Raw genomic sequence first — 25584 nt, 5'->3', positions numbered from 1 at the left:
TGGTCTCAGTACCAGGCGTCTGGCATCGAGGCCTTCTTCTTCGCCATGAACTCTTTCAGCGCCTCGTCGATGCCTTCATCGAGATGCGGCGCTTCATATTCGCGCAAGCGCTGCTTCCACAGCCGGTTGGCCCGCGTCGCCGCATCGTCGCTGCCCGCCGCTTCCCATTTCTCAAAGGGCTCGTTATCGGCTGTCTCGCTGTCCCAGAACGCGGTCTCGTAGTTCGCCATCGTATGCGAACAACCGAAGAAGTGGTTGCCGGGGCCAACCTCGGCAAAGGCGTCGACGGCCAATTCGTTGTCGTCGATCTTCACCCCGTCGAGATAGGTATGCAGCGCGCCGCAAAGATCCGCATCGAGCATAAACTTCTCGTAGGACATCGACAGCAGGCCGTCGAGGAAGCCCGCCGAATGCATCAGGAAGTTTGCACCGCAATGCACCGCGGCGAGCATCGACATCACGCCCTCGGTCATCGCCTGCGCGTCAGGCAGTTTCGATGTCGTGAAGTTGCCCGAACAGCGCAAGGGCAGGTTCAGCCGCCGGCAAAGCTGACCGATCACCATCGAGCCGATCGCCGGTTCCGGCGTACCGAAGGTGGGTGAGCCGGAGCGGAGGTTCATCGATGAAAGGAAGTTGCCGAAGATCACCGGGGCGCCCTTGCGCTCAAGCTGGGTGAGCGCGCAGCCCGCCATCGTCTCGGCCAGCGACTGGGCAATGGCACCAGCGGTGGTAACCGGACCCATCGCCCCGCCGAGGATGAAGGGCACGACGATCGCGGCCTGATTGGCGCGGGCATAGGCGCGCAATGACTTGGTCATGGTGCCGTCCCATACGAGCGGCGAGTTGACGTTAACGTTGCCGAGGATGACGCAGTTCTGGTCAACGAAGTCATTGCCGAACACGATGCGCGCCATGTCGATGGAATCCTCGCTGCGCTCTTCGGCGGTGACCGAGCCGGAAAACGGTCGGTCGGAATAGCGAAGATGGGAATAGACCATGTCGAGGTGACGCTTGTTGACCGGGATATCCGTCGGTTCGCAGATCGTGCCGCCGGAATGGTGGAACCACGGGGACGACTGCGCCAGCTTCACGAAATTCTCGAAATCCTGGATCGTGCCGAAGCGGCGGCCACGGTCGAGGTCCATCACGAAGGGGCAGCCGTAAGACGGGGAAAAGACGACATTCCTGCCGCCGATCTGAACCGTGTTCTCGGGATTGCGGGCGTGTTGGGTGAATTCGGCGGGCGCGGATTTCAGGATCTCGCGCAGCATGCCGGGCTCGAATTTCACCAACAGGCCATCGACCTTGGCGCCAGCACGCTTCCAGAGTTCGATCGAGGTATCGTCGTCGCGAAACTCGATGCCGGTTTCGGCCAGGATGCGGTCGGCGGCCGCCTCGATCTTCACAAGGTTCTCTTCCGACATGATGTCGTAGGTCGGGATGTTGCGGGTGATATAGGGCCGCCCCAAACCCGTCGCCTTATGCGACCTTTCGCGCCGCCGCGCTTCGCGCCCGCCATGCCTGACCCGTGCGGTTGCGTCCTGACCCGTCATGCTTCTCTCCCAAAAAAGCGCGTCCCTCTCAATTCTAGGGGCAGCGCGACCGTCGGGGAAAGTAGCCATGGCGACATTCGACCGGGGTGAAATGTCGTTTTGAACCGGCAGGCCTCTGGTGGCCCGCCGGCGTCAGCTGGCGCGGTCCGGAGGGGCTCGATGCCCCGACCGGACCGGGCTGGTCAGCCTATTCGGCCGCGATGTCGCTGGCCCAGCCGGAGATCGCCTTGACCTCCAGGAATTCCTCGAGGCCCCAATGTCCGCCCTCGCGGGCGCGGCCGGAGGCCTTGACCCCGCCGAACGGCGAGCCTGCCCCGCGGCTCTGGCCGTTCATCTCCACCATGCCGGATTTCAGAGCCAGCGCCATGCGGTTGCGTTTGGCGCCGTCCTGGGTCTGGACATAGTTCGTCAGGCCATAGGGCGTGTCATTGGCGATCCTGACAGCATCCGCCTCGTCCTCGAAGGGGATGATCGACAGGACCGGGCCGAAGATCTCTTCGCGCTCGATCGTCATGCCCGGCTTCACATCGGCAAAGACGGTGGGGCGGACATAGTAGCCCTTGTTCATGCCCTCGGGCAGGCCGAGCCCGCCCGCGACCAGTCGTGCGCCTTCGTCGATGCCCTTCTGGATATAGCCCTGAATCTGCTCCCACTGGCGCTTGTTCACCACCGGGCCGATATGGCGGCCGGGTTCCGAGGCCGGGCCGACCGTGACCGATTTCGCGACCTCGGCCGCCTCATCGACCACGCGGTCATAGACCGAGCGTTCGACCAGCATGCGCGACGGCGCGTTACAGCTTTGACCCGAATTCTGCATCATGTGGATAACGCCGCGTTTGACCGCCTTTTCATCGGCATCGGCGAAGATGACATTGGCGCCCTTGCCACCGAGTTCCAGCGTCACGCGCTTCAGCGTCTCGGCAGCGGCCTTGGAAATCGCCTTGCCTGCACGGGTCGAGCCGGTGAAGGAAATCATCTCCACATCCGGATGTTCCGACAGCCGCGCGCCTACGCCCATGCCGTCACCGTTCACCAGGTTGAAGACGCCTGGCGGCACGCCCGCATCATGGCAGAACTCAGCGAAGATCATCGCGTTCAGGGGCGATTCCTCGGACGGTTTCAGTACGCAGGTGCAGCCGGCCAAAAGCGCCGGAATGGCCTTCAGCGCGATCTGGTTCATCGGCCAGTTCCACGGCGTGATCAGGCCGACGACGCCGATCGGCTCAAGCGAAATCCGGTCATTCGGGGCATGGGGGCCGAGGGGTTTGACCCATTCGATTTCATCAAAGGCCTTGAGGAAATTGTTCAGATGCCAGGGCAGGCAGGGCGCCTGACTGCCCTTCGCCATGTCGATGGGGGCGCCCATCTCACAGGAAATCGCCTCGGCCAGTTCATCCTTGCGCTTTTCATATTGCTCAAGGATGCGCACCACGACCGCGCGGCGTTCGGCCGGGGGTGTTGCGGCCCAAGCCGGGAACGCGGCCTTGGCGGCGGCTACGGCGGCGTCGGCATCAGCCGCCGAACCGAGCGTGATCACCGCACAGGGCTCCTCCGTCGAGGGGTCGATGACCGGGCAATCGCGCGGGGCAATCGGCGCGGTCCAGCGCCCGTTGATGTAGAACTCGCGTTTCTCGATCATGGCAAACCTCGTCTGTTGGCGGCGGGACACTACAGCAGCGAATCCTCACCGCAAGGGTTGCGCATAATTTGATCAAATTGTTTTTGCCGTCAATCCCGGCTTTTTGTCGCGGCTTGACCAATCATGGTGCAATCGCATCGCTGCGGGCTTATGTTTGGTTCAACACCAAGAATGATGAACAGGAAAGGAGCATCCGATGGGGTTGCGCATCAACGACACCGTTCCCAACTTTACCGCCCAGACCGATCAGGGCGTCATCCAGTTCCATGACTGGATTGGCGACAGCTGGGCCATCCTCTTTTCCCACCCGAAGGATTTCACCCCGGTCTGCACCACCGAGTTCGGCGCCGTCGCACGGCTGGCCGAGGAGTGGAGGAAGCGCAATACCAAGGTGATCGGCATTTCAGTCGACGGGATCGAGGAGCACAAGCGCTGGAAGAACGACATCCATGTCGCGGGCGGCGCCCATCCCGGCTTCCCGATCATCGCCGATGACGGGCTGCATGTCTCGAAAGCCTTCGACATGCTGCCGCACGAGGCTTACCTGCCGGAAAACGCCACCGCCAATGACAGCCAGACCGTGCGGTCGGTCTTCATCATCGGGCCGGACAAGAAGCTGAAGCTGTCGATGACCTATCCAATGAATGTGGGCCGCAACTTCGCCGAGGTGCTGCGCGCGCTCGACGCGCTTCAGACGGCGAATGGCAAGGGCGTGGCGACACCTGCCGACTGGGTTCCCGGGGGCGACGTGATCATTCCGCTGTCCAATGACGACAAGGCGGCGAAGGAAAAGTTCGGCGAGTTCAACGCCGTCCTGCCCTATCTGCGCTATACGAAAGTGCCGGAATAAAACGGACCAAACGGGGCGCCGTCAGTTCGGTCGCGCGCCCTGTCCCGCACTTCCCGTTCGACGAATTCGTGTGACTTTGCCGACTTAGCGGGCAGCGTCTAGCCTCCCTGCCCGGCTGCGGTATCGGGGTCAGGTGTCATCAGAAGTTTGCGGACCAGCTCGAAACTGTTACGGACTTGCATCTTGCGGATCATATTGGCGCGGTGCACCTCGACTGTCCTGTGCGAACAATTCAGCGCCAGCGCGATCTCCTTGCTGGTGAAGCCGTTGACCAGATACCGCGCCACGCGTTTTTCGGCCGCTGTCAACGGCCCGAACTGCGCCGCCTTGCGGTCGGTGGGGCGATAGGTCCAGATCGCCAGCCGTTGCGGGTCGGCCCGGTCTAGCGCCGCGCCGCAGCCCTCCATCCAGACGACCTGCCCGTCCTTGCGGCGCATGAAACGTTCGTCCTGATAGACGGGCTGTTCCATCAATGCCCGCCGCGCTCTCTCTCCTATGACCTCATAATCGCTCTGGCCAGGATAAAGCAGGCGGATCGACTGCCCCTCCAACTCGGCAGGGGTCCAGCCGAAAACCTCGAGAACGCGCAGGCTCGCGCGCAGGATCACCCGGTCCTTGAGGATCAGCGTCGCATCCGGCGCGTGCAGGAAGGCAAGCCGTTCGTAGTCGCGGGTCATGGCGGATGCGGGCATGACACCCCCCTCAAAATACGTATCTCTCTACGTATTCTTACGGATGGCAGTCCGTAGTGCAATCCGTCACGGTCGTGCCGACCAACGGCGCCCGCGCCTCGCGGCACGGTTGCCCGTACCCAGAACATCGGAAGGAGGATGCCGGTGAAGAAAGTCTATGGAAGCGCGAAAGAGGCCCTCGACGGGCTGCTTTTCGACGGCATGTTGATCGCGGCGGGGGGCTTTGGCCTCTGCGGCATTCCCGAACTTCTGATCGCGGCCATCCGCGACGCGGGCACCAAGAATATCACGGTCGCCTCGAACAATGCAGGTGTTGACGGCTTCGGCCTCGGCCAGTTGCTGGAGACCCGGCAGATCAAAAAAATGATCTCGTCCTATGTCGGCGAGAACGCCGAATTCATGCGCCAGTACCTGTCGGGTGAGCTGGAGCTGGAATTCAACCCGCAAGGCACACTCGCCGAACGCATGCGCGCAGGCGGCGCGGGCATTCCCGGTTTCTACACCAAGACCGGCGTCGGTACGGTGATCGCCGAGGGTAAAGAGCATAAGGACTTCGACGGCCAGACCTACATCCTCGAACGGGGGATCGTGGCCGACCTCTCCATCGTCAAGGCATGGAAAGCCGATGACACCGGCAACCTCGTCTTCCGCAAGACCGCCCGCAACTTCAACCCGCCTGCGGCCACCTGCGGCAAGGTCTGCGTCGCTGAGGTAGAAGAGATCGTCCCGCGCGGTAGCCTCGACCCCGACAAGATCCACCTGCCTGGCATCTACGTGCACCGGATCATTCAGGGCACACAGGAAAAGCGCATCGAAAACCGCACCACCCGCAAGCGTGAGGAGGCCTGAATCATGCCCTGGGACCGCAATCAGATGGCGGCGCGCGCCGCGCAGGAACTGGAAGACGGCATGTATGTCAATCTCGGGATCGGCATCCCGACGCTTGTTGCCAACTATGTCGGCGACAAGGACATCACGCTGCAATCGGAAAACGGCATGCTGGGTATGGGCCCCTTCCCCTACGAGGGCGAGGAAGACCCCGACCTGATCAATGCCGGCAAGCAGACGATCACCGAGCTTTCCCGCACATCATATTTCGACAGTTCGCAAAGCTTCGCGATGATCCGCGGCGGCAAGATCGCGGCAGCGATCCTCGGCGCGATGGAAGTGGCCGAGAACGGCGACCTGGCGAACTGGATGATTCCTGGCAAGCTGGTCAAGGGCATGGGCGGCGCGATGGACCTCGTGGCCGGGGTCGGCAAGGTCATCGTGGTGATGGACCACACGTCGAAGCACGGCGAATCGAAGGTGCTGAAGGAATGCACCCTGCCCCTGACCGGCAAGGGCGTGGTGGACCGGATCATCACCAATCTCGGCGTGTTGGACGTGGTTCCGGGCGGGCTTAAGATCGTTGAAGTGGCCGATGGCGTGACCGAGGCCGAGTTGCGGGCAGCGACCGAAGCAACGATCGTCTGACAATTTCATCGCGGCCGGGACAGCGATCCCCGGTCGCGATATTGTCAACTTGACCGAAACAAATCCATATTGCTGCCCTAATCCGTTGCTAGCCACCGGTGCAATGATGAGCGCCGATCTGCCTTCTCCGAAAGATACGCTCCGCAGACCCGAACGGCGTCTGCGGGACCGCCTGATCATGGCGGGTCTTGTCGTGTTGTTCGCCGCGGGGCTGATCGGACTGGCCGCCGCCACCGGATGGGAAGAAACCCGCGCCCAGATCGCGCGTCTCGCGCTTTGGCAAGGCGCGGTTCTGCTGGCCCTGTCTCTAGTGAACTACGGGTTTCGCGGGTTGCGCTGGCACCTCTTCGCGCGGCGCCTGGGCCTCGTCACCACCCTTGCGCAGGACATGCGACACTTCCTTGGCGGCTTCGCCATGGTGGTGACGCCCGGACGGGTGGGCGAACTCGTCCGCATGCGCTGGCTGAAGCGCGAGACCGGGTGGAGTTTCGAACGCACCGCGCCGCTTGCGCTGATGGACCGCGCCTCGGACCTCGCGGCAATGGCGCTGATCCTCGGCCTCTCCATTTCGCTCGCGGCGACCGGCGTCGCGGGCGCGGTACCCGTCACGATCCTTGCCCTGACGGCGGCCTTCGTTGCGACTCGGCCAAGGCTTCTTGCCGGGATTGTCGGGCTCGCCTACCGCCTGACTGGCCGCCTGCCCCGGCTTTTCGGCAAGACCCGCCGCGCCGCAAGGTCGCTCGCGCGCTTCACCGGCCCTTCGACGATGATCCCCGCCCTCGCGCTTGGCATGTTGGGCTGGGCCGCCGAGGGCTATGCCTTTCACTTGCTTCTGGGCTGGATGGGCACCGATATCGGCCTGATGAAGGCTGTCGCGATCTTTGTCTTCGCCACGCTCGCAGGCGGGCTGACCGGCGCGCCGGGTGGCGTCGGCGGGGCCGAAGCCGCGATGATCGCGCTTCTGGCGCTCGACGGCGTGGCGATGGAAGTATCCGTCCCGGCCACCGCCATCATCCGCGTCACCACCTTGTGGTTTGCCCTGATCCTCGGCATGGTCATCTTCCCCTTCGCCGAACGGATTTCCCTGAGAGAGAGCCATGCGCTGGAAAACGACTGATTACACCGGCTGGGGCCGGGCCCTGACGGCGAGCGGAGACATTGCACGTCCCGAACGGCGCACGGCGCTTGAGGCTATCCTGAAGGACGGGCTGGTCCCGGCCATCGGCATGCGCCGCAGCTATGGCGATGCGGCGCTGAACGATGGCGGGCGGGTGATCGACATGACCCGGCTCGACCGGATGCTTTCCTTCGACACGACAACCGGCATTCTCGATGTCGAGGCCGGGGCCCGGATCGGCGAGATCGCTGCGGCCTTCGCTCCCCGGGGCTGGTTGCCAGCCGTTATGCCGGGCACGGGTTTTGCCACGGTTGGCGGCTGCATCGCACAGGACGTGCACGGCAAGAACCACCACAAGGCCGGGTCCTTCTGCGAACACGTCGTTTCACTGACACTTCTGACCGGCACCGGCCCGGTCGAGGTTTCACCCGAAAAAACGCCGGACCTCTTCCGCGCCACGGCGGGCGGGCTGGGCCAGACCGGGGTGATCGTCTCGGCACGGCTGAAACTCCTTGCGGCCAAAGGCGACGTCATGGTCGTGACCGAGCGGCGCATCGCCGACTGGGACGAGTTCCTCGTGCGCCTCGATGCATCCGATGCCACCTACACAGTCGGCTGGATCGACGCCACGGCGACCGGCGCGAACCTCGGGCGCGGCATCCTTGAGGAGGGTGAGACGGGTTCGGGTCTGATCACCCAGCGCGGCAAATACCGCAAGGTCCCGTTCAACGCGCCGCATTTCGCGCTGTCCGCGCCGATCGTAAAGGCCTTCAACTCGGCCTATTACCGCCGCGTCCCGGAAACCGGGCGCACCGTCGTACGGCCGATCTCGGATTTCTTCTTCCCGCTCGACAAGATCCACGACTGGAACAAGCTTTACGGCAAAGCGGGCTTTCACCAGTTCCAATGCGTCGTGCCCTTGGGCGCAGCCCCGGCTTTGCGGGAAATGCTGGAGGAAATCGCAGGCTCCGGCCTCGCCTCGCCGCTTGCGGTGCTGAAACGCATGGGACCGGGCCGTGCAGGCTATCTGAGCTTTCCGATGGAGGGCTATACGCTCGCCGTAGACTTTCCCAACCGCGCCGCGGCGCGTGACCTCGCCAAGCGGCTCGAGGGCCGCACTGCCGCTGCGGGGGGACGCATCTATTTCGCCAAGGACAGCCTTGCCGAGGGCACCGATCTGGGTGCGATGTATCCCGACCTGCCGGACTGGCAGGCCGAGGTCGCAAAGCTGGACCCCGAGGCGCGTCTTGCCACGGACCTGACCCGCCGACTGTCCCTGAGGAGCGCCCAATGAACTCGACATGGATCATTCTCGGCGCGACCTCTTCAATGGCCCGCGCCTTTGCCCGCGCCGTCGCCGCCGAAGGCGCGGCCGTCCTGCTGGCAGGGCGGGACATCGACGATCTGATGGTGATGGCGATCGATTGCCGCCTGCGCGGCGCGCGTCTTGCCGAACCCGTCATGTTCGACGCGCGCAAGCCCGGTGGCTTTGCCGACCTCATCGAACGAATGGAGAAGGAAGAGGGCGAGCTGAACGCCGCCGTGTTCGTCGGCTCCATGCCCGAACAATCCGCGATCGACGAGGACCCGTCGCTGATCGACGGCGTCATTGCCGACAGCCATACCGGCCCTGTGCGGTTCCTGCAGATGCTGGCCCCCCTGATGGAGGCGCGCGGCGGCGGCACCGTTGTCGGGGTCGCGTCGGTCGCCGGTGACCGGGGGCGGCTTGGCAACTATGTCTATGGCTCGGCCAAGGCAGGCTTCGCCACCTATCTTTCGGGCCTTAGGAACCGACTGACGCGGGCGGGCGGACATGTCGTGACCGTCAAACCCGGCTTCGTCGATACAGCGATGACCTGGGGCCTGCCGGGCATGTTCCTCGTCGCCACACCCGAGGCGGTAGCGAAGGACATCCTGACGGCCGTGCGGAAGCGGAAGAACACGATCTACACGCCGTTCTTCTGGCGTTACATCATGCTGATCATCCGCCATATCCCGGAGCCGATCTTCAAGAAGATGAAGATCTGAAGCGTGAGCTTTTACAGGTAAGGTGGGCTTAAACCCACCTTGCAAGCGCCTATTCGCGGGCATTCTGCAGACCGCGCAGCATCTCCGCAGCCGCCTGCACCGGCGCGGCTTTGCCTTCGGCCACCGCGCGGCCCAGATCCTGCATCCGCGCCCGCGTCGCGGGATCGGAGGTCAGCCGGGCGAGCAGGCCCTGGCGAACCTCTTCCTCGAACCAGTGCCGCGCCTGTTCCGCCCGGCGTGCCGCGAAATGCCCGTTCGCCCGGCGCCAACCGGCCAGTTCCTGCATCTCCGCCCAAGCTTTATCCAGACCCGTCTCCTCCGCCGCCGAAACACAGAGTGCCTTCGGGAACCCCTCGGGGTCCTGCGCCCGCTTGCGCAGCAGCCGGAGCGCGCCGGCATAGTCGGCGCAGGTCCGCGTCGCCGTGTCCTTCAGCGCACCGTCAGCCTTGTTCACGAGGATCAGGTCGGCCATCTCCATGATGCCGCGCTTCACGCCCTGCAATTCATCGCCCCCGGCGGGCGCGAGCAGCAGGATGAAAAGGTCCGACATCTCGGCCACGACCGTTTCGGACTGGCCCACCCCCACCGTCTCGATCAGCACCACGTCAAAGCCCGCCGCCTCACAAAGCGCGACCGCCTCGCGCGTGCGCCGCGCCACACCGCCGAGATGGGTCTGGCTGGGCGAGGGGCGGATGAAAGCGTTGGGGTTTCGCGAGAGCCGTTCCATCCGTGTCTTGTCGCCAAGGATCGAGCCCCCCGACCGCGCGGAAGAGGGATCGACCGCCAGCACGGCCACCTTCAGACCCTGCCCGGTCAGCATCGTCCCGAACGCCTCGATGAAGCTCGACTTGCCGACGCCGGGCGTTCCCGACAGCCCGATCCGAAGCGCCTGACGCGCGGTTCCGAGCGTGTCCAGAAGTGCTGCCGCATCGGCCCGGTGATCTTCGCGCCGGCTTTCCACCAGCGTGATCGCCCGCGCCAGCGCCCGCCGGTCGCCTGCTTCCACCTTCGCGGCAAGCTCATTCAACTCGATGTTACGCAAATGGCGGCCTTTCGCTGACGGAACGGGGTTGTGAGTTGACCTCACCGGGGTTTTCTTGCCTGTTCGGATGCGCCGATGTCCAGAGCCACGGCGAGAAAAAGACAACGGGCAGAGTGATGACGATTGCAATCCGTACCCTTGGCGCAACGGCGCTGATCCTTGCATTGACGCAGGCGCCTTTGCGCGCCGATCAGACCGACAGCGCGATCTTCGACCTGACGCTGAAAGGCATCTATGCCGGTACGCTGTCGGTTTCCGGCTCCATTCAGGGCACCAGCTATGCCGCGTCCGGCGTCCTGAAATCCGGCGGCCTCGTCGCCCTGGTCAAGAAGGTGCGCTACGATGCCCGATCGGCGGGTCGTGTCTCGGATGGCCGCTTCACCCCGTCCCGGTACGAGGAGGACGCCGATACCGGAAGCCGCCAATCGCAATCGGTGATGGAATACATTGCCGGCGTGCCGCAGGTGAAGAAATACAACCCACCCCGGACGGAAAAGGAGGGCGGTGTCGACCCCGCCACGCAAGGCGGCACCCTCGACCCGCTGACCGCGCTTTACGCGGCTTTGCGCGACGTGCCCGAGGGCGAGGCCTGCAAGCTCGCCGTTTTCATGTTCGACGGCAAGCGCCGCAGTCAGGTCGTGCTGGGCGATCCGAAGCCCGATGGCTCCGGCGTCTCCTGCCCCGGCGAATATCGCCGGCTGGAGGGGTTCTCGGCCCGCGAGATGGCGGAGAAAAGCCGCTTTCCCTTCATGATGCATCTGGAGCCTCTCGGGAACGGCATGCTGCGAGTCACCGAGATTTCGATGGACACGCTCTATGGCAAAGGCCGTCTGAAACGGCGATAAGCGCCGGTGTGAAGGATCGTTTGCCGATAGACGAAGCGCTGCCCGCGCTGACCGACGCGCTTCGCCGCGCGGGCCGGGCCGTCTTGCGGGCGCCCCCGGGCGCGGGCAAGACGACGCGGGTTCCTCTGGCCATGCTGGAAGCCGGGTTGACCGATGGCCGCATCGTCATGCTGGAACCCCGCCGCCTGGCAGCCCGCGCCGCCGCCGAACGCATGGCCGAGACTTTGGGCGAAAGCGTCGGCCAGACGGTCGGCTACCGCATCCGGGGCGAGGCGAAAGTGTCGACGGTCACGCGGATCGAGGTCGTGACCGAAGGCATCCTGACAAGGATGATCCAGTCCGACCCCGAACTGACCGGCATCGGCGCGGTGATCTTCGATGAGTTCCACGAACGCTCGCTGAACGCCGATCTGGGGCTCGCGCTGGCATGGGAGGTGCGGCAGGCTTTGCGCCCCGACCTCCTGATCCTCGCAATGTCGGCGACGCTCGATGCCGCCCCGGTCGCGGCGATGCTGGACGATGCGCCCGTCATCACCTCCGCAGGCCGGGCCTTTGCCGTGGAAACCCACTGGCTGGCGCGCCCGGTTGACAAGTCAATGCGGTTCGAGGCGGCTGTCGCGGGGCTCGTCACTCAGGCGGCCGAAGAGACCGACGGCGGCATTCTCGTCTTCCTGCCGGGCGAGGGCGAAATCCGGCGCGTCGAAAGCCTCCTGTCCCGCCGCCTGCCCGCCGGATGCGCCATCCGCCCCCTTTTTGGCGCGATGGACTTCGCCGCCCAGCGTGCCGCCATCGCGCCCATGCGCGAGGGGCGCAAGGTGGTGCTTGCCACCTCCATCGCCGAAACTTCGCTAACGATCGAAGATATTCGGGTCGTGGTGGATGCGGGCCGTGCCCGCCGGGCGCGGTTCGATCCGTCTTCCGGCATGTCACGGCTTGTGACCGAGCGGGTGACGAAGGCCGAGGCCGAGCAGCGGCGGGGCCGTGCGGGCCGTGTGGCCGAGGGCACCTGCTACCGGCTCTGGACGAAGGGTGAAGAGGGCGGCATGGCCCCCTTCCCGCCTGCCGAGATCGAGGCAGCGGATCTCTCAGGCCTTGCACTGGAACTCGCGCTCTGGGGGTCCGATGGGGCGGACCTAGCCTTCCTGACGCCACCGCCCGGCCCGGCTTTGGCCGAAGCGCGGGCGCTTCTCACCGATCTCGGCGCGCTCGAAGGGGCGGGCCGGATCACCGATCACGGCAAGGCGCTGGCCGCCCTGCCGCTGCATCCCCGCCTTGGCCATATGCTGCATACGGCAGGACCGGAGGCCGCGTCACTGGCTGCGCTTCTCGCCGAACGCGATCCGCTGCGCGGCGCGCCCGCCGATCTGGCCCTGCGTCTTGCCGCGATCCGCGACCCCAAGGGTTATGAGGCCGACCATCCCCACCGGGTGGACCGGGGCACGGTGGAACGCATCCGCACCGAGGCGCGACGCCTCTCGCGCCTGACCAAGCCCGTGACCGAAACCTACAGCCCCGCCGAGATGGCCGCGCTCGCCTATCCCGACCGGATCGGGCTGCGCCGCAAGGGCGATGCGCCACGCTATGTGCTGTCGGGCGGCAAGGGCGCGGTCGCGAACGATGCTGACCCTTTGGGCGCGGAGCGGTTGATCGTCGTCACCGACCTCGACGGTGACCCGCGCGAGGCGAAGGTCCGGCAGGGCATCGCCATCCGCGAGGCTTCGCTCCGCCGCCTCTTGGTCGAACGGATCGGCTGGCAGGATGTCTGCGAATGGTCGCGGCGCGAAGGCCGCGTGGTGGCCCGGCGTCAGGAACGGCTGGGCGCGCTGATCCTCGACGACCGCCACTGGCCGGACGCAGACCGCGAGGCTATGGCCCGCGCAGCACTCGACGGGCTGCGCCAGATCGGCCTCACATGGTCCGAACCCGCCCGCCGTTTCCGGGCGCGGGTGGAACTCTTGCGCCACGAAGGTGCCGACCTGCCCGATTTCGGCGATACGGCCCTTCTGGAACGCGCCGGAGACTGGCTTCTGCCCCATCTCGCGGGCAAACGCACCGAAGGCGAATTGCGCAATCTGGACCTGACCGAGCCGCTGCGGAACGCATTGACATGGGACCAGCTTCAGCTTGTCGACCGCCTTGCGCCGGGGCATTTCGAAACCCCGCTCGGCCGCCGTGTGCCCATCGATTACGAGGGCGACCACCCCGGTATCGCGATCCGGTTGCAGGAGATGTTCGGCGTGACCGAACATCCCACGGTCGGACCGAAACGCCTGCCCCTGCGCATTACGCTCCTCTCGCCCGCGCAGCGCCCGGTCCAGACCACGCTCGACTTGGCCGGCTTCTGGGCCACCTCCTATGCCGATGTCAGGAAAGACATGCGCGGGCAGTATCCCAAGCACCCATGGCCCGAGGACCCGACAGAGGCGGAACCGACGCTGAGGGCCAAGCCGCGCAGCAGGCCCTGAACTCTGGACCTATCAGCGCCACAGCTCTGGCGCGATGAAAGGCGCGCGCTGCATTTGACACAGACAGCAATGGGATGCATGACGCTGCGGCATAACCCGGCCAGCGCGGCAACCCAATGCATCTCTACCTGCCCATCGCCGAAGTATCGGTCAACGTCTTCCTCCTCTTGCTGATCGGCGGAGGTGTTGGCGTGATGTCGGGCATGTTCGGCGTCGGCGGCGGGTTCCTGATCACGCCGCTTCTTTTCTTCATCGGCGTACCACCAGCAGTCGCCGTGGCGACCTCGGCCAACCAGATCGTCGCCTCTTCCGTTTCGGCGATCCTCGCCCATATCCGCCGCCGGACAGTGGATTTCCGAATGGGCTGGATACTTCTGGGTGGCGGCATAATCGGATCCGGCCTCGGGATGGTGGTTTTCAACTACCTCAAGGCTTTGGGTCAGGTGGAGCTTCTTATCCGGCTCTTCTACGTCATCTTCCTCGGCGGCATCGGCGCCCTGATGTTCGTCGAAAGCCTGCGGGCGATCCTGCGGGCGCGCGACGCCTCGCGCCCGGTCGTCACCCGGCGGCCGCGCGGCTGGGTCACGGCTTTGCCCTTCAAGATGAAGTTCCGCACCTCGGGGCTTTACATCTCGGTCATTCCGCCCCTGGCCGTCGGTGCGCTGGTGGGCTTCCTTGCCGCGATCATGGGCGTCGGCGGCGGCTTCATCATGGTGCCCGCCATGATCTATATCCTCAACATGCCGACCAAGGTCGTTGTCGGCACCTCGCTTTTCCAGATCATCTTCGTCTCAGGCTTCACCGCGATGATGCATGCGACGACGAATTACAGCGTCGACATGATCCTTGCCGTGCTTCTGCTAGTCGGCGGCGTCATCGGCGCCCAGATCGGCGCGGGAATCGGCGCGAAACTCAAGGCCGAACAGTTGCGCATCCTTTTGGCGATCATGGTGCTGGGCGTCTGCGTCAAGATCGCGCTGGAACTCGGGCTGCGACCGGACGAACTCTACTCTCTCAAGTGATCACCGCCCGATCCGCTTACGACGTTCCTTCATCCGCTCATGCGCCTCTGCCGTGCCGTCGTGGAACGATCCGAACCACTTGTCCCAGGGCATTTCCAGATTGCCGTAATTCACCTCGAAATAGCGGTGATGCATCTGGTGATGGAAGGTGCCGAGAGCAAGTCGTTTGCGGTCCTTCACCAAAAGGTTCTCGAACCCGGTATGGGACGTCGCTGCGGTCAGAGACTGATGCTGCATGTGAAAGAGGATGTGCAGTGGATGGGCCGGGACGATGAAATGAATCAACACACTTGAGAAAAAGATCAGATGCTCCACAGGATGCATCGACAAGCCCGACCACGGGCCGACATTGACATTGCGATGATGGAGCGCATGGGCCAGCCGGTAAAGCGGCCCCCAGTGCAGCGCCCGATGCACCCAATAGAAATGGAGCGAAATCCAGACTGGCGTCAGCAGGAACAGGGCCACGAACCAGACCGGATGCGCCCCCCATGTCAGGACCGGCGCCCAGCCATTGCCCATCGCCCAGAACATCAGGACCTCATAGCCGGTCCAGAACCCGACGCCGCTCGTCAGAGTCCAGAACATGTTGTCGCGCACCTGCCCGCCAAGGGTGAATTGCCGCCCTTCGCGCGCAAGGTCGCGGGGGTCGTATTTCAGCCGGTCCCCCTGCTTGCGGAAGGTAAAAAAGAACAGGTGCAGACCGCCCGCGACCAGAGTGATAAGGATCAGGTTTCGAAGCCAGATCCCTATTATCCAGCCGGGCGCGAGCGTCTGGGTTACCTCCAGCGAGGGCTGGAACCACGCCCATGAAACCAAAGCTATCCCGACCAAAATCGCGTTTTCGGCGAATGCGAGCCAGCGTACAGCCAGCCAGTGAACCATCCGCACAGGATCAGGCGGCCACGAAAAGAATGGTGACACTTGGATCGGTACTTCTGGGATATGGTGCCAGCCTTTCAGCGCCGGGCCGGTTGTGTCGTTGTGGTTGGTCATGGCGGTTCCTCCTGATCGGGGAAGGATGCCGCAACTGCATTTTCTTGAAAAACAGATTTAATCTGTCATTTTAGACTAAAAATCAGAGGTTCTAACATGCAAGGCGATCTGCGCCTGTCCCTCCGTCTTATGCGCGCCTATCTGGCCGCGGTGGATCATGGCTCAATCGCGGCTGCGGCCGCCGCTCTGAATGTCGCGTCCTCGGCCGTGGCGACCGCCATCGACAAGGTGGAGGCAGAGTTCGCCACGACCCTTGTAACCCGGACCCGTGCACGCGGCGTTACGCCGACCACAGCCGGGCGGCTTCTGGCGGATCGCATCAGGGCGCTTTTGGAGGACTATGAGGCGGTTATGTCCGAGGGCCACGCGCTAGGTTCCGCGCTCACGGGTGAGTTGCGCATCGGTTACTATGCCCCGGTTGCACCAGCCTTCCTGCCCGGGATCGTACAGCCGCTTCTGGCCGCTCATCCCGGCCTGACGGCGCATTTCCGCGACTGCGACAATGACAATGCGCAGGCCGGGCTACTGGACGGAACGCTTGACGTCATCATTTTCGCAGGAGGCGAGGTTCGCGTGGGCATCGCGACGGAAGTGCTGATCGAGGTTCCACCCTACCTGCTGGCCCCTGCAGGGCACGCGTTCACCTTACGCGAACATGCATCCCTGAAAGATCTCGAAGGCGCGGACCTTGTCCTGCTCGACCTACCGTTGGCCGGGGCCTATACGCGACGGTTGTTCGAGGCGGCGAATGTCACGCCGCGCATCGTTGCAACGGCCAGCACGACCGAAATGGTCCGCAGCCTTGTCGGTGCGGGGGTAGGTCTGGCGGTATTGAACATGCGGCCCCGGACGACGGTCAGCTATGGCGGCGACGAACTGACCGCCGTTCCGCTCAGCCCGGCAGCGCCGGGCCTGATACTGATGGCCGGATATGTCGACGGCCGACCGCGCCGTGTTGTCACGGCGTTCCTCGACGCGCTTCGCGACTGGTTCTCGGGCCCGAATGCCCATGCTCTAACCGTCCGGGGATAAGTCGTCCCCGACAATGCCTTCAGGCCGTACGCACCCGGCGGCACCGTGTGAGACTTAGACGACAGGCGGCATCAAAAAACCGAATAAAAGGACCGGCAGATGCGCCGGACCATCGCTGGTCGCTTGCGCTCAGAGGTTTTCCTGCTGCGGCATGCCGAGGACGTGGAAGCCGCCATCGACGCGGATGATCTCTCCGGTCGTGAAGGCGCCGTAGTCCGAGCACAGATAGACCGCCGTACCACCGACCGATGCGAGCGTGGCATTGGAACGTAGGGGCGCATTCTCCTCCGTGTGCCGGAAGGTCGCCCGCGCGCCGCCGATCGCGGCCCCGGCGAGTGTCTTCATCGGACCGGGTGACACCGCGTTGACGCGGATCTTCTGGGGCCCAAGGTCATTGGCGAGATAGCGCACCGAGCTTTCAAGCGCCGCCTTGGCGACGCCCATCACGTTGTAGTTAGGCGTCACCCGGTTCGACCCGCCATAGGTCAGCGTGATCAGCGACCCGCCCTCGGGCATCAGGTCGGATGCGCGTCGGGCCACGTCGATGAAGGAAAAGCAGGAAATGTCGAGCGAATGCTTGAAGTTCGCGCGGCTCGTATTGATAAACCTTCCCGTCAGCTCGTTCTTGTCGGAATAGGCGATGGCATGGACGAGGAAATCCATCGTCCCCCAGCGGTCCTTCAGCTTGCCGAAGCAGGCCTCAAGGCTCGCATCATCCGTGACGTCGACGTCAACGAGGAAATCCGATCCGACGGAAGCAGCCAGCGGCTCCACCCGTTTGCCAAAGGCCTCTCCCTGATAGGAAAAGGCCAGTTCCGCGCCTTCGGCGGCCAGTGCCGAGGCAATGCCCCAGGCGATGGAGCGTTCATTCGCGACGCCCATCACGAGGCCGCGCTTGCCCTTCATGAGATCTGCCATGGGAAGTTACCCCTGATACTTGCTCATCACGAGCGTGGCATTGGTGCCGCCGAAACCGAAGCTGTTCGACAGGACGGAATCAAGCTCCACACCCTCGCGGTATTCGGTGCAGATCTCTTCCGGCTTCAGTTCGGGATCGAGCTGGGTCACGTTGGCCGAGGCGGTGATGAAATTGCCGTTCAGCATCAGAAGCGAATAGATCGCCTCGTGCACGCCGGTCGCACCCAGAGAATGGCCGGTCAGCGATTTCGTCGAAGAAATCGGCGGCACGCTCCCCTCGCCAAAGACCCGGCGGATCGCCTTCACCTCGGTCACGTCGCCTGCGGGCGTCGAAGTGCCGTGGGCGTTGATGTAACCGATCCTGCGGTCCTTCGGCAGGGTCGCAACGGCCAGCCGCATGGAGCGTTCGCCACCCTCACCGGACGGCGCCACCATGTCGTGCCCGTCCGAGGTCGCGCCATAGCCGGTGACTTCTGCATAGATCTTCGCGCCGCGCGCCTTGGCATGTTCCAGCTCTTCCAGCACGACAACCCCGCCACCACCACCGATGACGAAGCCATCGCGGGTCGCGTCGAAGGCGCGGGACGCGGTTTCGGGCGCGTCGTTGTATTTCGACGACATCGCCCCCATCGCGTCGAAGAGGCACGACAGCGTCCAGTCCAGCTCCTCGCCGCCGCCGGCAAAGACGATGTCCTGCTTGCCCATCTGGATGAGTTCGGTGCCGTTGCCGATGCAATGGGCCGAGGTCGAGCAGGCCGAGGTGATCGAATAGTTCACGCCCTTGATCTGGAACGGTGTCGCCAGACAGGCCGAGTTCGTGGACGACATGCAGCGCGTGACCATGAAGGGGCCCATGCGCTTCGGGCTGCCCTTTTCGATGACGATCTGATGCGCCTGAAAGAAGTTCGAGGTCGACGGCCCGCCCGACCCCATGACAAGGCCCGTGCGCTCGTTGGAAACGTCAGTCTGCTCCAGCCCGCTATCGGCAATGGCCTGTTCCATGGCGAGGAAGTTGTAGGCCGCGCCCGGACCCATGAAGCGCAGGTTGCGCTTGTCGATATGGTCCTCCAGCACGATCTGCGGCATGCCGTGAACCTGACTGCGGAAGCCATGTTCGGCATATTCCGGGGCGAAGACGATGCCGGACTTTCCGGCCCGCAAGCTGGCTTCGACCTCGGCGGCATTGTTGCCGATGGGAGAGACGATTCCGATCCCGGTAATAACGACGCGGCGCATGCGGCCTCCTTGATCCCGTTTCTGCCTGTCTAGGATAGGAGGGGGAAAGGGGCAAGCCGTTAGAGGTAATGTTGCTGGCGGCGCTCAAGGTGACAAATCCCGCCCGTTTCGCTAATTTTTGGTGCAGGGACAGGGGGAAATCAGATGTCAAACGGGCAAACGCTTCCACAAATGAACGGTACGGACATGACCTGTGGCGGCGGCATCGAGACCTGGCTGCAATATGTCGATGGCTTCAAACTTCGGCACTTCTGCCTCTTCGAATTGCTCGACGACAAGCGCGGCCTTGCCTGCCTGACGGACTATCATCGCAAGCTTGTCGAAGCGGCGGTTGAAAACGGGTTCGGCGTGATCAACGAGGGCCTTCACTACCGCGCGAGCCGCGACTGGGGAGAACTGATCGGCTATTCCCGCGAGGGGTTGGAAGAGATCAACATCCGAGGCATCGAGTTCTACAAGGATTTCGCCCGTGAATATGGCAGCCCCGAAACGCCGATGACGGTGGGCGGCGTCATCGGGCCGCGCGGCGATGCCTATGATGTCGGCCGGACGCCGGAAGCAGCGGAATCCGAGGACTATCATTCCGAACAGGTTCTGACGTTCAAGAAAGCGGGTGCGGACCAGATCAGTGCGCTCACCCTGTCAAGTGTCCATGAGGCAATCGGAATCAGCCGCGCGGCGAAGGCGGCAGACATGCCCGTTGTAATCTCGTTCTTCGTGAAGCTCGGCGGAAAGCTGTCGGGCGGCGAAACGCTGGAAGAGGCGATCACGCGCGTGGATGCGGCGACCGGCAGTGCGCCCGCCTATTACATGATCAACTGCACCCACCCGTCAGAGTTCGAACCGGCGCTTACACCCGGTGACTGGACCGGGCGGCTTGGCGGCTTCATGCCGAACGCCGTGGCGATGGATACGCTGTCGCTCTGCAAGCTCGGTCATCTCGAAGATGGCGATCCCGAAGAGCTCGGCGGTCAGATGGCCGATCTCGCCCGGCGTTTCCCGCATATCCATGTCTGGGGCGGCTGTTGCGGCACCGACGGGCGCCATATCGGTGAAATCGCGCGGCAGGTGCGCGGGGTCCGCGCGGCGATGGCGGGCGGATAGCGCCTCCGCCCGTCCGACGGAAATTAGGCCTCGCTCAACGCAACCTTCATGTCCTTGACGAGATAGATGGTCTCGCCATCCGCCTCGACCCGTCCATCCGCGACGCCCATTGTCAGGCGGCGGGTCTGCACAGCCTTGGTAAAATCAACGTAGTAGGTCAGCATCTTCCGGTCCGGCCTCACCATGCCCGTCAGCTTGACCTCGCCCACGCCCAGTGCATAGCCTCGGCCCTGCCAGCCGCGCCAGCCAAGGTTGAAGCCGGTCAACTGCCAGAGCCCGTCGAGCCCGAGGCAGCCCGGCATGATCGGGTTGCCCGGGAAATGGCAGTCGAAGAACCAGAGATCTGGGGTGATGTCGAACTCGGCGACGACATGGCCCTTGCCATGCTCGCCGCGGTCCTCCGAGATATCGGTGATCCGGTCCATCATTAGCATCGGAGGGGCGGGAAGCTGGGCATTGCCGGGGCCGAAAAGCTCACCCCGGGCACATTTCAGCAACCCTTCCTTGTCGAAACTCGTCGGAAATCCGGCCATTCTACCTGTCCCCCAAACCGCTTGTTGTTATGACCCCTCTACCACCCGTCACAACAGCAGGGCAAGGGCACCGGCCCGCGGACGCATGGGGTAATTATGATTGAAAAGTTCAGGCGGTACAGCCTATATATCCTATTGCAATACGAAGGGCGCCGAATGGACGGGATCGAGACTCAGGCGGTGAAACGCGGAACACGCTGGCTGGCGCGGGCTGGGCTGAGGCCGACGCGGCAGCGGGTGTCGCTGGCAGCACTTCTGGTCGGTGACGGCAAGGACCGGCATGTCACGGCGGAAAGCCTGCATGCCGCTGCCAGTGAAAGCGGTGAGCCGGTGTCGCTCGCAACCGTCTACAACACGCTCAGGGCCTTCTGCGAGGCAGGGCTGATCCACGAAATCTCGGTCGACGGGTCGCGCAGCTATTTCGACACGAGGCTCGACGACCACCCGCATTTCTTCTGGGAAGAGGAAGGGCGGCTGGTCGATGCCCCGGTCGAGGATCTGGAAATCGCCCGGTTGCCGCAACTGCCAGAAGGGGCAGAGCTTGCGCGGGTCGATGTGGTGATCCGGCTGCGCCGGTCGTGACACGGCGGAGCGTTTAAACCCACATTAGACAAGAACCAGTGGATTTCAGAACCACTGCCCCGGCTCCATCAGCCCCAGATCCATCAACTGCTGCGAATGCCAGTCGAACTTCGCCGAATTGTGCCAGTTGAAGGTCCAGATATCGAACATCGACCCGGGATTGGTTTTCAACGCCTTCGCCGTGCGGAACGACGCGATCGCGGCCGTCAGGTTGTGATGCCAGGGGCAGGAATAGGTGTTCATCTCCTCGACGTTGAACCTGTGATCATCCCTCAGCTTCACGCCCGGCGCGCTCCGGAACAATGCGGTGCGGCCGATCTTGCGGCGATCAGCCGGGATATGTTCCTCGAACCGCCACCTGAGTCCGCCGAAGAAATCCAGTTGCCGTTCCATGGGATGCCCCGTCGCCGGGTCTTTCCGCGCCAGTGCGTAATAGCCCGACCGGTCCAGCATCGCCTCATCGCGGCTCACGGCATCGGGGAAACGGTCGAGGTCAGGGGCATAGAGGTCGACGACATAGGCCAGCATCGCCTCGCGCCGCTCCTCGGCATGGAAGGCCAGCAGTTCGCCCACGCTGCGGTGCTCGCAAAACGGGAAGAACAGGTATTCGGCATTGTAGCAGTAGTAGAACCACGTCCCCGCAGGCGCCTTCTCGATGATCGCATTCACGGCATCCGGCACGGCTTGCCGGGCCAGCGTGTGGTACCGTACCCAATGCGCGAGGGTTTCGACCTCATCGGGAATAGTAAAATCATCGGGCAAAAAGACGATGACCTCGCGAAACCGCGCCCTGACATGGTGAAGGACGGTCGAGGCGATCTCCACCGGGTCCTCGGCAAAGATCAGCGCGACCGGGCCCTTGGCGATCAGTCTCTGACCATCAGCGAGAAGAGCATCGAGCGAGGGAAACTGCATAGTCCATTCCGTGCGGTCAGAAAGCCTGCGCAGATTCGGGCAAGCACCGTCTGAATGCAAGCACCCGTCGCCCGATTGCCTGCCGGTCCCGTTTGCGCTAGGAACCGCGGGTCCCGGCCCAAGGTATCGCCATGTCCGCCCCTAAGAAGCTTTTCATCAAGACTTACGGCTGTCAGATGAACGTCTATGACAGCGAGCGTATGGCCGAGGCCATGGGGGCCGAAGGCTATGTCACCACCGAGGTGGCCGAAGACGCCGACATGGTGCTTCTCAACACCTGCCATATCCGCGAAAAGGCCGCCGAAAAGGTCTATTCCGATCTCGGCCGCCTGCGCCCCCTGAAGCTCGCGAAACCCGATCTGAAGATCGGCGTTGCGGGCTGCGTGGCGCAGGCCGAGGGCGAGGAGATCCTGAAGCGCATGCCGCTTGTCGATCTGGTCGTCGGACCGCAAAGCTATCACCGCCTGCCCGCGATGGCGAAGGCCGCCGAGGCCGGGGAAAAGACCGTCGATACCGACTTTCCCGAAGAGGACAAGTTCGACCATCTGCCCGAGCGCCCGAAGGCCTCGGTGCGCCCCACCGCCTTCCTCACCGTGCAGGAAGGCTGCGACAAGTTCTGCGCCTTCTGTGTGGTGCCCTATACGCGCGGGTCGGAGGTCAGCCGCCCCGCCGACCGGATCATGTCCGAAGCGCGGGGGCTCGTGGGAAAGGGCGTGCGCGAGATCACGCTTCTGGGCCAGAACGTCAACGCCTATCACGGGGCGGGCCCCAATGGCGACTGGACGCTCGCGCGGTTGGTGCGGGAACTGGCGAAAGTCGATGGGCTGGAGCGCATCCGCTACACCACCTCGCATCCCAACGACATGGGCGATGACCTGATCGCCGCCCATGGCGAAGAGCCGAAACTGATGCCCTATCTGCACCTGCCGGTGCAGTCGGGCTCGGATCGCATCCTGAAGGCGATGAACCGCAAGCATACGGCGGAAGAATATCTCGGTCTGATCGAACGAATCCGCGCCGCGCGGCCCGACATGATGATGTCAGGCGATTTCATCGTCGGCTTCCCGGGTGAGACGGATGCCGATTTCGACGCGACGATGGACCTGATCCGCGCGGTCAATTACGGCATGGCCTATTCTTTCAAATACTCTGCCCGCCCGGGCACCCCTGCGGCCGAAAAAACGCCGGTCGCGGCGGACATCGCCGATGCCCGCCTCCAGACCCTTCAGGCGCTGATCAGCGAACAGCAGCGCGCGGCGCAGGAGGCGATGGTCGGGCGCGAAGTTTCGGTCCTCTTCGAGAAACCCGGGCGCCTGCCGGGCCAGATGGTCGGCAAGTCCGACTATCTGCACGCGGTCCACGTCCAGACTGACGCGCAACCGGGTCAGATCGCGAAGGTCCGGATCACCAAGAGCGCACCGAACTCGCTGGCCGGGGAAATTCCGGGCCGGTAGGCGCGGCCAAAAGGGATCGGAGGCCGGAAGCCCCCGAAACTGTGATCTCTACCGTCTCACCCCATGAAGCGTGGATCGCCGGTCGCCCAGGCGACGCCGTCGCCACGGTCCATGCCCTCAATCATCGCCATGTCGCCTTCATCAATCTCGAACCCGAAGAGATCGATGTTCTGGCGCATGCGCTCCGCATTCAGGCTCTTTGGCAGGACAGCGAACCCCTTCTGCACCCCCCAACGAAGCAGCACCTGCGCTTCCGTCACCCCGTACTTGGCAGCCATCGCCTTGAAGGGTGAGCCTTCCGCTTCCCCTGCGGCCTGCATCTCGGCGGTCTTCGCGCTGGCCTCGCCGGGCGTGGTGCGCCAGGTCGAAAGCGGCACAAGCGAGCTGTAGGCGATCGGCGCGATCCCGTTCTCCGCCATGAATTTCAAAAGCCGGGGCTTCTGCGACCACGGATGCAACTCGATCTGATTGTATTCCGGCATCGGCAGCCCTGCGGCCTGGATTTCCCCGATATGCGCTTCGGTATAGTTGCTCACCCCGATCGCCCGCACTTTACCCTGCGCCTTCAGATCGACCAGCGCCCGCCACTCATTCACCCGTTCTGACCCGCCGGACGGCGCATGGATGAGGTAGAGATCGACATAGTCCAAACTCAGCGCCGCACGCGATGCCTCGAAAGCCGCGATGGTCTCATCGTAATCCTTGGGCGTGTCTCCCCAGGCGGCATTTCCGGGCCAGAGCTTGGTCGTTACATAAAGGTCCGCACGGTCAAGCGCACCGGCAGCCAGACCCTTGCGGATGCCTTCGCCCACGCCCGCCTCATTCTGGTAGCCCGCCGCGGTGTCGATGTGACGGTAGCCAGCGCGGATTGCCGCGGCGACAGCGTCCGGCGCGTCCTCGTTGGAAATGAGATAGGTGCCGAACCCGACCAATGGCAGTGCGATGGATGTCATGGGCTTGGCAGTGGAATGGCTGGTCATGATGATCTCCGGCTTAAACCCCGGATTGGGGGATAATTGACTGTATGAAACAGATTAATCCAGTGAATGACGTGATACCTGCCAAATAGTTCCTTAAATTTGTCAAATCCTCTAAAGTTATGGAATCAGCGTAAAGCGACGAGCAAACTGTGCTATCGGTCTTTCGTATCAATTCGATGGAGGATTCATGCGACCAGAGCTGAGCCGACTGATTGGAGAGTGCACGTCTTCCGGCGCCGCGGATGGCGTTACAAATCTAGGCTTGGGAGACGCCGTCATTCTCCGGCGCAGCCATCCGTCCGATATCGAGGGCACATTTTATCGGCCGCTCATTTGCGTGATCCTGAAGGGCGCAAAACAGGTGACAGCGGGTACGCTGTCAGTCCATTGCCCGGCAGAGCATGCGATCATTGTCAGCCACGATCTTCCTGTATTGTCGCGCATCACCGAAGCATCACCGGACGCGCCTTATATCGCCTTCGTGCTGCCAATCGATCTCGGCCTGCTGAAAAGCTTCTATGACCAGATGCCGGACTTCACCGACGGTCCTTCGAATGCGGCGGCGCTCACATGCCATCCGGTGGAACCTGACCTTCTCGACGCCATCACCCGGTTCCTCGCTCTTGCCCGGGGCAATGACGCCGCGCCGCTTCTTGGTCCGATCCTTATTCGCGAGATTCACGCACGCCTTCTGCTGTCGGCCCAAGGCTCCATCCTCCGACGGTTTCTGCGCCGCGACGATCCTTCAAACCACCTCGCGCGGGCAATCGCGTCGATCCGCGCCTCGATCAATGAGCCGCTTTCGGTGGCCGCGCTGGCTGAACTTGCCGGGATGAGCAAGTCATCGTTCCACGCGCATTTCAAGGCCGTAACCGGCCAAACCCCCGGGCAGTATAAGAAAGAGGTCCGCCTGCTGGAAGCACGCCGCCTGATCCTTGAAACCACCGACGCGATTTCCTCGGTCGCGTTCGATGTCGGCTATGAAAGCCCCGCACAGTTCAGCCGCGACTACGCCCGGAAATTCGGGCTTCCACCGCGCGAGGAACGCAACCGGCAGCGTCAGCAATTGGGGAATGCGCGGGCCGCATAGGCGGTTTCGGACATT

At 63.6% G+C, this 25584-nt stretch carries 24 protein-coding genes; 14 read left to right on the top strand and 10 right to left on the bottom strand.

Going from position 1 to position 25584, the window contains the following annotated elements:
- Positions 1–5: 5 nt before the first annotated feature.
- Together OEZ71_RS16865 and OEZ71_RS16860 are read right to left on the bottom strand one after the other, a co-directional pair.
- Positions 6–1553: a trimethylamine methyltransferase family protein gene (locus OEZ71_RS16865; protein ID WP_263741220.1), complete on the bottom strand. Its 1548-nt coding sequence runs from the start codon at positions 1551–1553 to the stop codon at positions 6–8.
- A gap of 187 nt (positions 1554–1740) precedes the next feature.
- Positions 1741–3192, bottom strand: coding sequence for an aldehyde dehydrogenase family protein (locus OEZ71_RS16860; RefSeq protein ID WP_263741219.1), 1452 nt, complete (start codon positions 3190–3192; stop codon positions 1741–1743).
- A gap of 196 nt (positions 3193–3388) precedes the next feature.
- On the opposite strand from OEZ71_RS16860, the gene OEZ71_RS16855 reads away from it, so the two are divergent.
- The gene (locus tag OEZ71_RS16855; RefSeq protein ID WP_263741218.1) at positions 3389–4042 is read left to right on the top strand and encodes a peroxiredoxin; all 654 of its coding nucleotides are present in this window, start codon (positions 3389–3391) and stop codon (positions 4040–4042) included.
- Between the two features lie 98 nt (positions 4043–4140).
- On the opposite strand, the gene OEZ71_RS16850 is transcribed toward OEZ71_RS16855, so the two are convergent.
- Entirely contained in the window at positions 4141–4734 is a 594-nt protein-coding gene (locus OEZ71_RS16850) for a LuxR C-terminal-related transcriptional regulator (protein WP_263741217.1), read from the bottom strand.
- A 144-nt stretch (positions 4735–4878) separates the two neighbouring features.
- Here OEZ71_RS16850 and OEZ71_RS16845 point away from each other — a divergent pair, with 144 nt between their 5' ends.
- From OEZ71_RS16845 to OEZ71_RS16825, 5 genes are all read left to right on the top strand, one after another.
- Entirely contained in the window at positions 4879–5583 is a 705-nt protein-coding gene (locus OEZ71_RS16845) for a CoA transferase subunit A (RefSeq protein WP_263741216.1), read from the top strand.
- Between the two features lie 3 nt (positions 5584–5586).
- The gene (locus OEZ71_RS16840; RefSeq protein ID WP_263741215.1) at positions 5587–6210 is read left to right on the top strand and encodes a CoA transferase subunit B; all 624 of its coding nucleotides are present in this window, start codon (positions 5587–5589) and stop codon (positions 6208–6210) included.
- 106 nt (positions 6211–6316) lie between these two features.
- Positions 6317–7327 (top strand): lysylphosphatidylglycerol synthase transmembrane domain-containing protein, encoded by a 1011-nt coding sequence (locus OEZ71_RS16835; protein WP_318527855.1) that lies wholly within the window; start codon positions 6317–6319, stop codon positions 7325–7327.
- Positions 7308–8621 carry an FAD-binding oxidoreductase gene (locus OEZ71_RS16830; protein ID WP_263741214.1) on the top strand — a complete coding sequence of 438 codons (1314 nt, stop codon included), beginning with the start codon at positions 7308–7310 and terminating at the stop codon, positions 8619–8621. Before OEZ71_RS16835 ends, OEZ71_RS16830 begins: the two co-directional genes overlap by 20 nt.
- Entirely contained in the window at positions 8618–9355 is a 738-nt protein-coding gene (locus OEZ71_RS16825; RefSeq protein WP_263741213.1) for an SDR family NAD(P)-dependent oxidoreductase, read from the top strand. The genes OEZ71_RS16830 and OEZ71_RS16825 overlap by 4 nt, the downstream gene beginning before the upstream one ends.
- A gap of 49 nt (positions 9356–9404) precedes the next feature.
- Here OEZ71_RS16825 and meaB read toward each other — a convergent pair whose 3' ends face one another.
- Positions 9405–10388, bottom strand: a complete 984-nt coding sequence (gene meaB / locus OEZ71_RS16820; protein WP_263741435.1) for a methylmalonyl Co-A mutase-associated GTPase MeaB — start codon at positions 10386–10388, stop codon at positions 9405–9407.
- Between the two features lie 125 nt (positions 10389–10513).
- Between meaB and OEZ71_RS16815 the strand changes: the two genes are divergently transcribed.
- From OEZ71_RS16815 to OEZ71_RS16805, 3 genes are all read left to right on the top strand, one after another.
- A complete protein-coding gene (locus OEZ71_RS16815) occupies positions 10514–11242 on the top strand; it encodes a DUF3108 domain-containing protein (RefSeq protein ID WP_263741212.1) in 729 nt (242 codons plus the stop codon).
- Between the two features lie 8 nt (positions 11243–11250).
- A complete protein-coding gene (hrpB, locus tag OEZ71_RS16810) occupies positions 11251–13707 on the top strand; it encodes an ATP-dependent helicase HrpB (RefSeq protein WP_263741211.1) in 2457 nt (818 codons plus the stop codon).
- 116 nt (positions 13708–13823) lie between these two features.
- On the top strand, positions 13824–14729 hold the full coding sequence (locus OEZ71_RS16805) for a sulfite exporter TauE/SafE family protein (protein ID WP_263741210.1): 906 nt from the start codon (positions 13824–13826) through the stop codon (positions 14727–14729).
- Here OEZ71_RS16805 and OEZ71_RS16800 read toward each other — a convergent pair whose 3' ends face one another.
- Positions 14730–15725 (bottom strand): sterol desaturase family protein, encoded by a 996-nt coding sequence (locus OEZ71_RS16800; protein ID WP_263741209.1) that lies wholly within the window; start codon positions 15723–15725, stop codon positions 14730–14732.
- 96 nt (positions 15726–15821) lie between these two features.
- On the opposite strand from OEZ71_RS16800, the gene OEZ71_RS16795 reads away from it, so the two are divergent.
- On the top strand, positions 15822–16757 hold the full coding sequence (locus tag OEZ71_RS16795) for a LysR substrate-binding domain-containing protein (RefSeq protein ID WP_263741208.1): 936 nt from the start codon (positions 15822–15824) through the stop codon (positions 16755–16757).
- 129 nt (positions 16758–16886) lie between these two features.
- Here the strand turns inward: OEZ71_RS16795 and OEZ71_RS16790 are convergent, their stop codons facing one another.
- On the bottom strand, positions 16887–17675 hold the full coding sequence (locus OEZ71_RS16790; protein ID WP_263741207.1) for an enoyl-ACP reductase FabI: 789 nt from the start codon (positions 17673–17675) through the stop codon (positions 16887–16889).
- Between the two features lie 6 nt (positions 17676–17681).
- Positions 17682–18911, bottom strand: coding sequence for a beta-ketoacyl-ACP synthase I (gene fabB, locus OEZ71_RS16785; protein WP_263741206.1), 1230 nt, complete (start codon positions 18909–18911; stop codon positions 17682–17684).
- A 171-nt stretch (positions 18912–19082) separates the two neighbouring features.
- On the opposite strand from fabB, the gene OEZ71_RS16780 reads away from it, so the two are divergent.
- A complete protein-coding gene (locus OEZ71_RS16780; RefSeq protein WP_263741204.1) occupies positions 19083–20015 on the top strand; it encodes a homocysteine S-methyltransferase family protein in 933 nt (310 codons plus the stop codon).
- A 23-nt stretch (positions 20016–20038) separates the two neighbouring features.
- Here the strand turns inward: OEZ71_RS16780 and fabA are convergent, their stop codons facing one another.
- Positions 20039–20548 (bottom strand): bifunctional 3-hydroxydecanoyl-ACP dehydratase/trans-2-decenoyl-ACP isomerase, encoded by a 510-nt coding sequence (gene fabA / locus OEZ71_RS16775; RefSeq protein ID WP_263741203.1) that lies wholly within the window; start codon positions 20546–20548, stop codon positions 20039–20041.
- Between the two features lie 156 nt (positions 20549–20704).
- Here fabA and irrA point away from each other — a divergent pair, with 156 nt between their 5' ends.
- Positions 20705–21130 carry an iron response transcriptional regulator IrrA gene (gene irrA, locus OEZ71_RS16770; protein ID WP_263741201.1) on the top strand — a complete coding sequence of 142 codons (426 nt, stop codon included), beginning with the start codon at positions 20705–20707 and terminating at the stop codon, positions 21128–21130.
- 45 nt (positions 21131–21175) lie between these two features.
- On the opposite strand, the gene OEZ71_RS16765 is transcribed toward irrA, so the two are convergent.
- The gene (locus OEZ71_RS16765; protein WP_263741199.1) at positions 21176–22045 is read right to left on the bottom strand and encodes a glycosyltransferase family 2 protein; all 870 of its coding nucleotides are present in this window, start codon (positions 22043–22045) and stop codon (positions 21176–21178) included.
- A 131-nt stretch (positions 22046–22176) separates the two neighbouring features.
- On the opposite strand from OEZ71_RS16765, the gene miaB reads away from it, so the two are divergent.
- The gene (miaB, locus tag OEZ71_RS16760; protein ID WP_263741198.1) at positions 22177–23499 is read left to right on the top strand and encodes a tRNA (N6-isopentenyl adenosine(37)-C2)-methylthiotransferase MiaB; all 1323 of its coding nucleotides are present in this window, start codon (positions 22177–22179) and stop codon (positions 23497–23499) included.
- A 56-nt stretch (positions 23500–23555) separates the two neighbouring features.
- Here miaB and OEZ71_RS16755 read toward each other — a convergent pair whose 3' ends face one another.
- Positions 23556–24479: an aldo/keto reductase gene (locus tag OEZ71_RS16755; protein ID WP_263741196.1), complete on the bottom strand. Its 924-nt coding sequence runs from the start codon at positions 24477–24479 to the stop codon at positions 23556–23558.
- A gap of 187 nt (positions 24480–24666) precedes the next feature.
- Between OEZ71_RS16755 and OEZ71_RS16750 the strand changes: the two genes are divergently transcribed.
- Positions 24667–25569 carry an AraC family transcriptional regulator gene (locus OEZ71_RS16750; protein ID WP_263741195.1) on the top strand — a complete coding sequence of 301 codons (903 nt, stop codon included), beginning with the start codon at positions 24667–24669 and terminating at the stop codon, positions 25567–25569.
- The last annotated feature ends 15 nt before the right edge of the window (positions 25570–25584 follow it).

Source organism: Albidovulum litorale, from assembly GCF_025751495.1.
GTDB classification, from domain to species: Bacteria; Pseudomonadota; Alphaproteobacteria; order Rhodobacterales; family Rhodobacteraceae; genus Albidovulum; species Albidovulum litorale.
Note: the sequence above shows the minus strand (reverse complement) of the source record. Positions and strands in the feature narration are given on the sequence as shown.